This is a genomic window from Pseudomonas sp. IT-P218, from assembly GCF_949767605.1.
GTDB classification, from domain to species: domain Bacteria; phylum Pseudomonadota; class Gammaproteobacteria; order Pseudomonadales; family Pseudomonadaceae; genus Aquipseudomonas; species Aquipseudomonas putida_AE.
Map to the genome: position 1 here is coordinate 721850 of NZ_CATKQQ010000011.1, position 13262 is coordinate 735111.

The window sequence follows — 13262 nt, forward strand, 5'->3', positions numbered from 1 at the left end:
TGTTGGAGTATAGAAGCCGTGCATCGAACGCAAGGAATAGTGGCACATTGTCTCCCAATGATTTTGGAATGGGCTTTAGTGCGTTTGGAAATAAAATGTCGCATGGGCCGCGTCGGTGCCCATGGGCGGGTATCAGCTTTACGAATAATTACAGACAGTGCCGGCCAGCCTGACTAGATTGCAGGTTCCGGGTGGCAGGCAAGCCCCCATAACAATAAAAAAGAGACGGACCCATGCAGAACTCGACCCAAGCGGCGAATGCCTGGCGCATTCTGTTCCTGCTGTTCCTGGCCAACCTGTTCAACTTCTTCGACCGCACCATCCCCGCCATCATCATCGAACCGATCCGCATGGAGTGGCACCTCAGCGACTTTCAACTGGGGATCATCGGTACGGCATTCACCATCGTCTACGCGATCGCCGGCCTGCCGCTGGGGCGAATGGCCGATACCGGCTCGCGCAGCAAGTTGATGGGCTGGGGCCTGGCGGCATGGAGCGGCCTGACCGCAGTCAACGGCATGGTCGGCAGCTTCTGGAGTTTCCTGATCGTGCGCATGGGCGTCGGCATCGGCGAAGCCAGTTACGCGCCAGCCGCCAATTCGTTGATCGGCGACCTGTTTCCGGCGCATCGCCGGGCGCGGGCCATGGGCATCTTCATGCTCGGGCTGCCGTTGGGTCTGCTATTGGCGTTCTTCACTATCGGCGCGATGGTCAAGGCCTTCGACAGCTGGCGCGCCCCGTTCTTCATTGCCGCGGTACCGGGGCTGATCCTGGCGATCTTCATGTTTTTCATCAAGGAGCCCAAGCGCGGTGCGGCTGAAAGCGTGCAGGTGTCCCAGGAGAAGATCGACCGGCCGATCCGCCGGGTGCTGGCAGTGCCGACCTTCCTGTGGCTGGTGATGGCGGGACTCTGTTTCAACTTCGCCACCTATGCCTGTAACTCGTTCCTGGTGCCGATGCTGCAACGTTATTTCCTGATGCCGTTGCAGGAGGCCGCAGTGGCGACGGGGGTGATCGTCGGCGTCACCGGGTTGTTCGGCCTGACGTTGGGCGGCTGGGTAGCGGACAAGATCCATCAGCGGGTTGCCAACGGTCGTCTGCTGTTCGCCGCGTTCAGCCTGATCATTTCAACCCTGTGCACGGCGTGGGCGCTGCATTCGGGGCGGATCGAGATCGGCGTTTTCGTGGCCGTCTTCAGCCTGGGCTGGTTGTTTGCCTATAACTTCTATACCTGCGTTTACACGGCGATCCAGGACGTGGTCGAGCCGCGCCTGCGGGCCACCGCCATGGCCTTGTTCTTCGCCGGGCTGTACCTGTTGGGCGGTGGGTTGGGGCCAGTGGTGGTCGGCGCCTTGTCCGATCACTTTGCCCACACGGCGATGCTCGCGGCGGGTGCCGGGCAGATGACCGAGGCGTTCAAGGCGGTGGGCCTGCATGACGCGATGTACCTGATCCCGGTGGCGCTGTTCTTCACCATGGTGTTCCTGGTGTTGGCGTCGCGGTGTTTTGTGCGCGATGCCAAGCGGATGAAGGATGGGTTGGGTAGCGTAGTCGAGCCTGAGGGGGCCGCGGCGACTGCTTAATCGCTTTCGCGAGCAAGCCCGCTCCCACAGGGGGATTGCATTCCAGATGTGGGAGCGGGCTTGCTCGCGAAGAGGTAATAAGTAGCACTACAAAACTCAAGCAAACAAAAAAGGCCCGCATCGCTGCGGGCCTTCTTTTTTTACAGGTGGAGCGGGGGACTTAACCCGCCACCAACACCCGGATCGCTTCCAGTCGCAGCGCAGCCTTGTCGAGCATGGCCAGGCCTTGTTCGCGTTGCTTGCGCAGGGCAACCAGTTCGCTGTCACGTACGGTCGGGTTGACCGCTTGCAACGCGGTCAGGCGTGCCAGTTCTTCGTCGGTGTCGGCGGCCAGGCGACGTTGCGCCTCTGCCACGCGTTCGGCGTGACGTGGGTAGATCTTGTCTTCGCCGGCGTTGATCCGTGGCGTCAGCTGATCGCGCTGGGCCTGGATGAACTTGTTGGCGCTGGCGCGCGGTACGCTTTCGAGTTGATCGTTCAAGGTCTCGAACGACACCCGGGCCGACAGGTCATTGCCATTGGTGTCGAGCAGGCAGCGCAGGGCGGCCGGCGGCAGGTAGCGGCCCAGTTGCAGCGAACGGGGGGCAACCACTTCGCTGACGTAGAGCAGTTCCAGCAACACGGTGCCGGGTTTCAGCGCCTTGTTCTTGATCAGCGCCACGGCGGTGTTGCCCATGGAACCGGACAACACCAGGTCCATGCCGCCCTGGACCATCGGGTGTTCCCAGGTGATGAACTGCATGTCTTCGCGAGACAGCGCCTGGTTGCGGTCGTAGGTGATGGTCACGCCTTCGTCGTCGCCCAGCGGGAAGCTGGCGTCGAGCATTTTTTCGCTCGGCTTGAGGATCAGGGCGTTTTCCGAATGGTCTTCGCTGTCGATGCCGAATGCATCGAACAGGGTTTCCATGTAGATCGGCAGGGCAAACTGGTCGTCCTGCTCGAGAATGGCCTCGACCAGCGCTTCACCTTCGCCGGCACCGCCGGAATTGAGCTCCAGCAAGCGGTCGCGGCCGGTGTGCAGCTCGGCTTCGAGGCGCTCGCGCTCGGTGCGGGCTTCGTCGATCAGCGCTTGCCATTCGCCATCGTCGGCTTCTTCGAGCAACGGCAGCAGGCGCGGGCCGAACTGATGTTGCAGGGCGTTGCCGGTCGGGCAGGTGTTGAGGAAAGCATTCAGGGCTTCGTGGTACCACTGGAACAGGCGCTCTTGCGGGCTGGTTTCCAGGTACGGCACGTGCAGTTCGATGGTGTGCTTCTGGCCGATCCGGTCCAGACGACCGATACGTTGTTCCAGCAGGTCCGGGTGGGACGGCAGATCGAACAGCACCAGGTGGTGGGAGAACTGGAAGTTGCGGCCTTCACTGCCGATTTCCGAACAGATCAGCACTTGCGCGCCAAACTCTTCGTCGGCGAAGTAGGCGGCGGCGCGGTCACGCTCGAGGATGTTCATGCCCTCGTGGAACACCGTGGCCGGAATGCCGGAACGCACGCGCAGGGCGTCTTCCAGGTCCATGGCGGTTTCGGCGTGGGCGCAGATCACCAGCACCTTGGTGCGCTTGAGCATTTTAAGCTGGTCGATCAGCCACTCGACGCGCGGGTCGAATTTCCACCAGCGCTCTTCTTCATTGGCGTCCGGCTGGGCCTGGAAGCTGACTTCCGGGTACAGCTCGGCGTGATCGCCCAGCGGCAGTTCGAGGTATTCGTCCGGGCACGGTAGCGGGTAAGGATGCAGTTTGCGCTCCGGGAACCCCTGGACCGCGGCCCGGGTATTACGGAACAGCACGCGGCCGGTGCCGTGGCGGTCCAACAGTTCGCGCACCAGGCGGGCGCTGGCTTCGGTGTCGCCATCGTTGACGGCGGTCAGCAGGGCTTCGCCTTCGTTGCCGAGGAAGCCGTGAATGGTTTCATGGGCTTGCGGCGACAGGCGACCTTTTTCCAGCAGCTCCTGAACGGCCTCGGCCACCGGGCGATAGTTTTCGCTCTCGGCGCGGAAGGCAGCCAGGTCATGGAAGCGGTTCGGGTCGAGCAGGCGCAGACGCGCGAAGTGACTGTCCTGGCCCAGCTGTTCCGGGGTGGCGGTCAACAGCAGGACGCCGGGGATCGTTTCAGCGAGTTGTTCGACCAGCGAGTATTCCGGGCTGACCTGGTCTTCGTGCCACACCAGGTGGTGGGCTTCGTCGACCACCAGCAGGTCCCAGCCGGCCGCGAACAGCGCGTCCTGGGCTTTCTCGTCATCCACCAGCCATTCCAGGGCCACCAGCGCGAGCTGGGTGTCTTCGAACGGGTTGGAGGCATCGCTTTCGATGAAGCGTTCTTCGTCGAACAGCGCGACCTGCAGGTTGAAGCGTCGGCGCATTTCTACCAGCCACTGGTGCTGGAGGTTTTCCGGCACCAGGATCAGCACGCGATTGGCGCGGCCCGAAAGCAGTTGGCGATGGATCACCAGACCGGCTTCGATGGTTTTGCCCAGGCCCACTTCGTCGGCCAGCAGAACCCGAGGCGCGATGCGGTCGGCCACTTCGCGGGCGATGTGCAGCTGGTGCGCGATCGGTTGCGCACGCACGCCACCCAGGCCCCACAGCGACGACTGCAGTTGGCGGCTGGTGTGTTCGAGGGTGTGATAACGCAGGGCGAACCAGGCCAGGGGGTCGATCTGCCCGGCGAACAGACGGTCGCTGGCGAGACGGAACTGGATGAAGTTCGACAGTTGGGTTTCCGGCAGGGTGACCACTTCGTTCTGCGCGTCGAGGCCGTGATAGACCAGCAGGCCATCGACGTCGTCGACTTCGCGTACGGTCAGTTTCCAGCCTTCGAAGTGAGTGATGGTGTCACCCGGCGAAAACCGCACACGGGTGAGGGGCGCATTCCGTAGCGCGTACTGGCGAGTGTCGCCAGTGGCCGGGTAGAGCACGGTCAGCAAGCGGCCGTCCTGTGCCAGAACGGTGCCCAAACCCAGCTCCGCTTCGCTGTCACTGATCCAGCGTTGCCCCGGTTGATACTGCTGCGCCATGCTGCCTGACTCCCACCTTGAAAAAGCGGGCTATCTTAACGGAATCAGGTCTCCAGACCAAAGGATTACCTGTGTGGGAACTGCCTTGGGCTGCGATCTTTTGATCTTGCCAGGCTGAAGAAATCGTAGCCTGCGAACGTTCCCACCGTGCCAATCGACTCACAGTTTGCGACCGATGGCTCAAGTCGCCGTCACAGCGGCCGACAGCCTGCTGACAGGAGACTGATAAATATGCTGCCACCGATGCTCCCCTTGAGTGCCGTGCCGATCACTTCCCAGCACGACCCGGTTCGCCCGCGCCCGGACATCGCGCCCGTCGTGCCGGTGCAGGAAAGCGCCAGCGACAGCACCATCGACCTGCAAAAGCGCGATCCGGAAGAGGCCGCGCTGGTGCTGCGCGAAGAACAGCGGCGCAAGCAGGAGCAGCAACGCCGCCGCCGTGAAGCCGACGAGGACCCCGAAGCGCACCTGGCGATCCCGGGTGACGAACTCAATGCCGACAACACCGTGCCTGTGGCTCCGTTGATGGAAGACCAGCCTCGTCAGGGCCTGTGGGTCGATATCGAGATTTGAGCCCGTGACTGGTCAGCGCCGTCGCCAGACCGCATTATTGGCACATTCCTGCCAAGCGATGCACTGACACCATGAGCCAAGACGACAAGCTGATCGACCTGAATGCCGAACGCGCCAAGCGTGTCCATGACCTTAACGACAAGCGCCTGAACGAAGTGCGCCAGGCGTTCGAGCAGGCCATGCCATTGGGCAAGGCGAAGAAAAAGCCGAAGAACAAACCGAAAAAGCGTTGAGTCTTCCTGCATCGATTGATGCAGGTCAGTTTTCCCCCGCCTTCCAGGCCCGGTCCCGGGCAACATTGATCCCGGTCAATATTTTCTCCTGCCCGATTGGTTACCTTGGCCCCATCGCAACAGGGCAACTGCAGGAGACGCGTCATGTTTTTCGATAACGTGGTGATCGCCGGAGTGCTGACCGTCAGCCTCATGGTTGTATTTTTTGCAGGGTTCGGATTTTTTATCTGGAAAGACTCGCACAAGCGCAAAGAGCCGTAGGTCTTTCTGGATGCAATGAGCACGCAAGGCATTTTGGGCAACTTCGGTTGCCCTTTTTTTTGCCCTGAACAATCTACTGGCATGCACCAATCCCCTGTAGGAGCGAGCTTGCTCGCGATGGAGTGTCAGTCGACACCTTCGTAGCTGACACACCTTCGCGAGCAAGCTCGCTCCTACAGTGATGTGCGGTGTTGCTAAAATTCGGTAATAAAAAAGGCGCGGTCCTCACGGAGCGCGCCTTTTTTCGTTCGGTTGCCTGTCAGCTGCCGAGTGCCTTCGACGCCAGCCAGAACAAGCCGGCCGACAGCGCCACGGTGGCTGGCAGGGTCAGGACCCAGGCCAGCAGGATGGTCTTGACGGTGCCGCCTTGCAGGCCGCTTTTGTTGGCGACCATGGTACCGGCAACGCCCGAGGACAGGACGTGGGTGGTGGACACCGGCAGGCTGAAGATGTTGGCCATGCCGATCAGGCTCGCGGTGGTGATCTGCGCCGACATGCCCTGGGAATAGGTCATGCCTTGCTTGCCGATCTTCTCGCCGATGGTCAGTACCACGCGTTTCCAGCCGACCATGGTACCCAGGCCCAGGGCCAGGGCGACCGCCAGGATCACCCAGAACGGAGCGTATTCAGTGGTCGTGGTCAGGTCCTTGCGCAGCTTGTCCAGGTCAGCCTTTTCCCGCGGGGCTAGGGTTGGCAGTTTGCTGACTTTCTTCGCCGTGTCGTCCAGGCAGAGCAGGTAGCGACGCACTTCGATGCGGCTTTCCGGCGGCAGCGAGTGGTAGTCGGCTACACCCTTGAGGGTGCCAAGCAGGGCATTGATGGTCGGTTCGGTCTGTTGCGGGTTGCAGCGGAATTTCTCCGGCAGATCGCCTTCGACGCTTTTGCCCAGGGCCAGGAATTCGCCCAGGGTTTCGGCGTTGCGCTGGTAGAACTGGTTCAGGTGCAAGGTGGCGTCGCGGGTACGTTCGATCTGGTAGGTGGTGCTGTTCAGATCAAGTACGAACTGCGCCGGCACGATGCCGATCAGCACCAGCATGATCAGGCCGATACCTTTCTGACCATCGTTGGAACCGTGCACGAAGCTCACGGCCATGGCCGAGATCACCAGCACCAGGCGGTTCCAGAATGGCGGGTGTTTCTTGTCGTCGATCTTGCGACGCTGCTCCGGCGTCTTGTGCATCTTCGACAGCGGGCGCCACCATTTCAGACCGATCAGAATCAGCGCAGCGATCAGGAAGCCTGCCATTGGCGAGAACACCAGCGACATACCGATATCAATCGCCTTCTGCCAGTTCACGCCATCGGCCAACGGAATATCGTTGATCAGGGCGTTGGCCAGGCCTACGCCGAGGATCGAACCGATCAGCGTATGGGAGCTGGAGGCAGGGATACCGAAGTACCAGGTGCCCAGGTTCCAGGCGATGGCTGCGGCGAGCAACGAGAACACCATGGCCAGTCCGTGACCGGTGTTCACATTGATCAGCAGCTCCACCGGCAGCAGGTGGACAATGGCATACGCCACGCCAACGCCGCCCAGCAAAACGCCGAGGAAGTTGAACACACCGGAAAAGAACACCGCCAGATGAGGCGGCATGGCTTTGGTGTAGATAACAGTGGCTACCGCGTTAGCGGTGTCATGAAATCCGTTGATGAACTCGAAGGCGAGGACAAAAGTCAGGGCGAGCAGGAGGCTCACAAGCACCCAAGCATCCAGTCCGCTGAATAAATCGATCATGAAGGTTTTCTGACCCGGTCATAAGGGGGCGCGATTATGCCAGAAAAGACTGGAAATCGATGCACTTGCTGCTCATCGGTAACATTCTTCAACGAATTATTTTGCTTTGGGACCTGAATTTCCTGCGCTTTTGCGGGTCTTGCAAGTACTTGAATTTCTTTGGAAAGCCCGCAGGCACAGGGGTTCGCCACGCCTGGAGGGACCTTGCGCGCGCTTGTATGAAATTTCTGAAAATAGTGTCAGATACGAGCCTTCAGCCTCATCAGGTCGGCAAGGCGGCCGCTGCCCGCTCGTGGCGGGCGCAAAAAGGCAACATCAGTACATCCCGCTTTTAACGGATGCAATGCAGACCCCGGCAGGTATTAAAAGCCCAGGACGTCACGGCTCCTCGGCTTTCAGTTCCTTTTCCATTTTTTCCAGTTCCTGCTTGAATACCTGATCCTGAACGGTGGCGCGTTTGCGCCATGGCTTGCGTTCCGGTTCGGGCTGGGCGGCGTAGGTGGTGACTTCCCCGCCGTAAACTTCCTTGTAACGTTGTTCCTGGCGCTCAAGTTCCGCGCGCAGTTCGTCTTTTGTCACGGTGCTACCTGATTGAGTTGAGGTGAATTCTGGTGAAACGCGCTGCACTCGATGTATTGACCGCACTCGTCAAAAGCAAAAAGCCCTTACAGGCATCATTTTTGCGACAGTGTGCTCATTACTTCCATGTTGCAGGCGGCCACGGCACCAGAGATATATAGCTGACGTAGCATCAGTTCCTGTTTCAGCGAGCGCGTTGGCGCGATGCGGATGCAGTCGGCGTCATGGGCTTGCTGAGGAGAGCGGCGATGGAACATCGCGCCACCGGTAGCGGGATCGGCTAATAAAAAACCGATTGGCTACTGAATTACATTATAGCGAGCGATTGACAGAACACTATCACGATAGAGTTAAAAGTGGATCTTGATGTGTGATTGTTTTCTACCCATAACCCGTTAGTGGCAACTTGGGCACTGGATGATGCCATTGTACGGCGATGCCTTTTTGGCGCCATTAAGTCGCACAACTTAAGACCATTACATTGCGCCTTGAAGTCGGCAGATGCGCCGCGCAAAAAAACATGGATTGCGATTATCGATCGATGGTTCGATAATCGCCCAATCTTGTCGGGCCGGGCTTGTGTACCCTACAGCCAGTCGCCTGTAATGGATCGACGATCCGTCTGGGAAAAGGACCTAGTATGAACGATCAACTGCGCAACTCCTTCGCTTCGGTGGCACCGCCGATCGTTGCTTCCCCCGCCAAGCGGATCCAGGCCCTGACCGGCGACCCGGACTTCATGACCTCGCTGGCGCGTGGACTGGCCGTGGTGCAGGCGTTCCAGGAGCGCAAGCGGCACCTGACCATTGCCCAGATCAGCCACCGGACGGAAATTCCCCGCGCCGCCGTGCGCCGTTGCCTGCATACGTTGATCAAGCTCGGTTACGCCACCACCGATGGCCGCACCTATTCGCTGCTGCCCAAAGTGCTGACCCTGGGCCACGCCTATGTGTCCTCGACGCCGCTGGCGGTTTCTGCACAGCCGTACCTGGACCGCATGAGCGAGCAACTCCACGAGGCCTGCAACATGGCCACGCTTGAAGGCGATGACATCTTGTACATCGCCCGCTCGGCAACCACCCAACGCCTGATATCGGTCGACCTGTCGGTGGGTGGGCGCTTGCCGGCCTATTGCACGTCGATGGGCAGGATCCTGCTCGCCGCCCTCGATGACACGTCATTGCACGAGTATCTCGACCACGCCGACCTGCAAGCCAAGACCAGTCGAACCCTCCATACCCCCGAGGCATTGCTCGAATGCCTGCAGGAGGTGCGACAACAAGGGTGGTGCATCGTCGACCAGGAACTGGAGCAGGGGCTGCGTTCGATCGCGGTGCCGGTGTACGACGCTTCCGGCCAGGTGGTCGCGGCGCTCAACGTCAGTACCCACGCCGGGCGGGTCAGCCGCAGCGAGCTTGAACAACGTTTCCTGCCCGGCTTGTTGAGCGCCAGCCGCGACCTCAGCACCCAGCTGTTTACCTAAGCTGTTCGATAATCGCACAGACTCGCGTCTGGCGAATTGACGCTCTTTCCCTTGGCTCATTAATGTCGCGGCAGCGTCATCCGGCGCTGTCGATCTCGATCCGGGACCGGACGACGACCCCATAATAATGAGAAGAGGCACCCCATGCGCACATTCCCCGACTGTCGCCGTTCTCCCCGGTTTTTGTGCCGGAACCCGATCGCCTGATCCTGACCCCCCCTTTACCGTGACAGCCCTGTTAAAGGCTGGCACCTGTTCGACTGCGTTTTGCGTGGAAAAAAATAATGAACCAGCCCCAGTCTGCTGTAGGTAACTGCCTCGACGTGCAGTCCTTCATCAATGCCCAACCCATTTCGCGCTATCAGTGGCGCGTGGTGATCCTGTGTTTCCTGATTGTCTTCCTCGATGGCCTCGATACCGCGGCCATGGGCTTCATCGCGCCCGCGCTGTCCCAGGATTGGGGCATCGACCGGGCCAGCCTCGGCCCGGTGATGAGTGCGGCGCTGATCGGCATGGTCTTCGGCGCACTGGGTTCCGGTCCGCTGGCTGACCGCTTTGGGCGCAAGGTCGTTCTGGTCGGGGCGGTGCTGCTGTTCGGTGCCTTCAGCCTGGCTTCGGCCTACAGTACCAACGTCGACCAGTTGCTGGTGTTGCGTTTCCTGACCGGTCTCGGCTTGGGCGCGGGCATGCCGAACGCAACCACGCTGCTGTCGGAATACACCCCGGAGCGCAAGAAGTCCCTGCTGGTGACCAGCATGTTCTGCGGCTTCAACCTGGGCATGGCCGGCGGTGGATTCATTTCGGCGAAGCTGATTCCGGCCTTCGGCTGGCACAGTCTGCTGCTGATCGGCGGGATCCTGCCGTTGATCCTCGCTGTCGTATTGCTGGTCTGGCTGCCGGAGTCGGCGCGTTTCCTCGTGGTGCGTAATCGCGGCACCGACAAGGTACGCAAGACCCTGGCACCCATCGACCCGACGGTGGTGGGCCAGGCCTCGAGCTTCAGCGTGCCGGAGCAGAAAACCGTGAAGGCGCGCAACGTGTTTGCGGTGATCTTCTCCGGCACCTACAGCGTCGGCACCTTGCTGTTGTGGCTGACCTACTTCATGGGTCTGGTGATCGTCTACCTGCTGACCAGTTGGCTGCCGACCCTGATGCGTGACAGTGGCGCGAGCATGGAGCAGGCCGCGTTCATCGGCGCGTTGTTCCAGTTCGGCGGGGTGTTGAGCGCGGTGGGCGTAGGCTGGGCGATGGACCGCTTCAATCCGCACAAGGTCATCGGCATTTTCTACCTGCTGGCCGGGGTATTTGCCTACGCGGTAGGGCAGAGCCTGGGCAACATCACAATCCTGGCGACCCTGGTGCTGGTGGCCGGTATGTGTGTCAACGGCGCGCAATCGGCAATGCCGTCGCTGGCCGCGCGGTTTTATCCGACTCAAGGGCGAGCCACCGGGGTTTCGTGGATGCTCGGGATTGGCCGCTTCGGCGCGATCCTCGGTGCATGGATGGGCGCGACGCTGCTGGGGCTGGGCTGGAATTTCGAGCAGGTGCTGACGGCATTGGTGATTCCGGCGGCATTGGCAACGGCGGCGGTGCTGATCAAGGGGTTGGTCAGTCATGCAGATGCCACCTGATCATGCCTTTGTAGGAGCTGCCGCAGGCTGCGATCTTTTGCAGGCGACAAAACGATAGCCAGACAACAATGTGTTCGATAAACGAACGCTCAGTCGATTATCGAATTGTTTGGCCTGTGCCATGGGCTTAATCTTTAACCATTGCGGCGCTGCGCATCGGCGCCTTTTTTACTACGTCGAAATAACAAACGGGAGCTCGCTCTGCGTGATCTCGAAGCCCGGAGAAGCATGATGCGTGAAGTTTATATCTGCGACGCGATTCGCACCCCCATCGGCCGTTTCGGCGGCGGCCTGTCGGCAGTTCGCGCCGACGACCTGGCCGCGGTGCCGATCAAGGCGCTGATGGAGCGCAACCCTTCGGTGGACTGGACGGCGGTGGACGAAGTGTTCCTCGGCTGCGCCAACCAGGCCGGTGAGGACAACCGCAACGTGGCGCGTATGGCGCTGCTGCTGGCGGGGCTGCCGGAAACCATTCCGGGCGTGACCCTCAATCGCCTGTGCGCTTCGGGCATGGACGCCATCGGCACCGCGTTCCGCGCCATCGCCAGTGGCGAAATGGAGCTGGCGATTGCCGGTGGCGTCGAGTCGATGTCCCGCGCGCCATTCGTGATGGGCAAGGCTGATGCCGCGTTCTCGCGCAACATGAAGCTGGAAGACACCACCATCGGCTGGCGCTTCATCAACCCGTTGATGAAAGCCCAGTACGGTGTGGATGCGATGCCGCAAACCGCCGACAACGTCGCCGACGATTACCAGGTGTCCCGCGCCGATCAGGACGCGTTCGCCTTGCGCAGCCAGCAACGCACCGCCGCCGCGCAAGCCGCGGGCTTCTTCGCCGAAGAAATCGTCGAAGTGCGCATTGCCCACAAGAAGGGTGAAACCGTGGTCAGCCAGGACGAACATCCGCGCGCCGACACCACCCTCGAAGCCCTGACCAAACTCAAGCCGGTCAACGGGCCGGACAAAACCGTCACCGCCGGCAACGCTTCGGGCGTCAACGACGGTGCCGCCGCCTTGATCCTGGCTTCGGCCGAAGCGGTGAAAAAACACGGCCTGACCGCCCGCGCCAAAGTGCTGGGCATGGCCAGCGCCGGTGTTGCGCCACGGGTGATGGGCATCGGCCCGGTGCCCGCCGTGCGTAAACTGATTGAACGCCTGGGTGTGGCCGTCAGCGATTTCGACGTGATCGAACTCAACGAAGCCTTCGCCAGCCAGGGCCTGGCGGTACTGCGTGAACTGGGAATCGCCGACGACGCGGCCCAGGTCAACCCCAATGGTGGTGCCATTGCCTTGGGCCATCCGCTGGGCATGAGCGGTGCGCGCCTGGTACTGACCGCATTGCATCAGCTGGAAAAAACCGGTGGCAAGAAAGGCCTGGCGACCATGTGCGTCGGTGTCGGCCAGGGTCTGGCCCTGGCGATCGAGCGCGTCTGACGCGCTCTGCCACTAACAAGAAATCGAGGAAAGCTTCATGACTGACAAGCCTGGTTACCGTCGCCCGCAGGAAGGCACTCAGCCTGAGTACCTGCATCCGACCTACCAATCCACCAACCTGCGCTCGCCGTCCAAGCCATTGGTGTTTTTGCCGCATTCGTTGTCGGAAATCACCGGTCCGACCATTGGTGCCGAGCGCGTCAATGAGAAGGATAACGACCTGACCGCCCAGCATGAAGGCGAACCACAGGGCGAACGCATCATCATTCACGGCCGTGTGCTGGATGAGAACGGCCTGCCGGTGCCGGGGATCCTGGTGGAGATCTGGCAGGCCAACGCCGCCGGTCGCTACAACCATGCCCGTGACCTGCACGACGCGCCGTTGGACCCGAACTTCACCGGCACCGGCCGCACCGTGACCGACGCCGATGGCTGGTACCAGTTCCAGACCATCAAGCCCGGCGCGTATCCGTGGGGTAACCACCACAACGCCTGGCGCCCGGCGCACATCCATTTCTCGCTGTTCGGACCGAGCATCCTGACGCGCCTGGTCACCCAGATGTATTTCCCGGGCGACCCGCTGCTGGCGTACGACCCGATCTACAACTGCGTGCCCGATACCCGCGCCAAAGAGCGTTTGATCGCCTCGTTCGATCTGGAAAAAACCATCCCTTCCTATGCCCTCGGTTATCGCTGGGACATCGTCTTGCGCGGCCGCGACGCCACGCCGATGGAGAAATAAG

12 protein-coding genes are annotated in these 13262 nt (G+C 61.0%); 8 read left to right on the forward strand and 4 right to left on the reverse strand.

Annotated elements, in window-relative coordinates; translation table 11 throughout:
• Positions 1-233: 233 nt before the first annotated feature.
• Complete coding sequence (locus ACM6I6_RS10080) at positions 234-1583, forward strand: MFS transporter (RefSeq protein ID WP_323608792.1); 1350 nt, start codon at positions 234-236, stop codon at positions 1581-1583.
• A 160-nt stretch (positions 1584-1743) separates the two neighbouring features.
• On the opposite strand, the gene rapA is transcribed toward ACM6I6_RS10080, so the two are convergent.
• Positions 1744-4590 (reverse strand): RNA polymerase-associated protein RapA, encoded by a 2847-nt coding sequence (rapA, locus tag ACM6I6_RS10085; protein ID WP_274073430.1) that lies wholly within the window; start codon positions 4588-4590, stop codon positions 1744-1746.
• 231 nt (positions 4591-4821) lie between these two features.
• Here rapA and ACM6I6_RS10090 point away from each other — a divergent pair, with 231 nt between their 5' ends.
• The 3 genes from ACM6I6_RS10090 to ccoM all read left to right on the forward strand — a co-directional run bounded on the left by ACM6I6_RS10090 (position 4822) and on the right by ccoM (position 5657).
• Positions 4822-5163, forward strand: coding sequence for an aspartate-semialdehyde dehydrogenase (locus ACM6I6_RS10090; RefSeq protein ID WP_414919834.1), 342 nt, complete (start codon positions 4822-4824; stop codon positions 5161-5163).
• Positions 5164-5234: 71 nt separating this feature from the next.
• A complete protein-coding gene (locus ACM6I6_RS10095) occupies positions 5235-5396 on the forward strand; it encodes a hypothetical protein (protein WP_008016476.1) in 162 nt (53 codons plus the stop codon).
• A gap of 144 nt (positions 5397-5540) precedes the next feature.
• Positions 5541-5657 (forward strand): cytochrome c oxidase subunit CcoM, encoded by a 117-nt coding sequence (ccoM, locus tag ACM6I6_RS10100; protein WP_323608795.1) that lies wholly within the window; start codon positions 5541-5543, stop codon positions 5655-5657.
• A 259-nt stretch (positions 5658-5916) separates the two neighbouring features.
• Here the strand turns inward: ccoM and ACM6I6_RS10105 are convergent, their stop codons facing one another.
• From ACM6I6_RS10105 to ACM6I6_RS10115, 3 genes are all read right to left on the reverse strand, one after another.
• Complete coding sequence (locus ACM6I6_RS10105) at positions 5917-7392, reverse strand: inorganic phosphate transporter (RefSeq protein WP_414919835.1); 1476 nt, start codon at positions 7390-7392, stop codon at positions 5917-5919.
• Positions 7393-7770: 378 nt separating this feature from the next.
• Positions 7771-7971, reverse strand: a complete 201-nt coding sequence (locus ACM6I6_RS10110) for a hypothetical protein (protein WP_008056863.1) — start codon at positions 7969-7971, stop codon at positions 7771-7773.
• A 95-nt stretch (positions 7972-8066) separates the two neighbouring features.
• The gene (locus tag ACM6I6_RS10115) at positions 8067-8228 is read right to left on the reverse strand and encodes a hypothetical protein (protein ID WP_323626632.1); all 162 of its coding nucleotides are present in this window, start codon (positions 8226-8228) and stop codon (positions 8067-8069) included.
• Between the two features lie 383 nt (positions 8229-8611).
• On the opposite strand from ACM6I6_RS10115, the gene pcaR reads away from it, so the two are divergent.
• From pcaR to pcaH, 4 genes are all read left to right on the forward strand, one after another.
• Positions 8612-9454, forward strand: coding sequence for a pca regulon transcriptional regulator PcaR (gene pcaR / locus ACM6I6_RS10120; RefSeq protein WP_274073433.1), 843 nt, complete (start codon positions 8612-8614; stop codon positions 9452-9454).
• Positions 9455-9738: 284 nt separating this feature from the next.
• Positions 9739-11085: an MFS transporter gene (locus ACM6I6_RS10125; RefSeq protein ID WP_274073434.1), complete on the forward strand. Its 1347-nt coding sequence runs from the start codon at positions 9739-9741 to the stop codon at positions 11083-11085.
• A gap of 228 nt (positions 11086-11313) precedes the next feature.
• Positions 11314-12519: a 3-oxoadipyl-CoA thiolase gene (pcaF, locus tag ACM6I6_RS10130; protein WP_406592763.1), complete on the forward strand. Its 1206-nt coding sequence runs from the start codon at positions 11314-11316 to the stop codon at positions 12517-12519.
• A 37-nt stretch (positions 12520-12556) separates the two neighbouring features.
• On the forward strand, positions 12557-13261 hold the full coding sequence (pcaH, locus tag ACM6I6_RS10135; protein WP_274073436.1) for a protocatechuate 3,4-dioxygenase subunit beta: 705 nt from the start codon (positions 12557-12559) through the stop codon (positions 13259-13261).
• Position 13262: the final 1 nt, after the last annotated feature.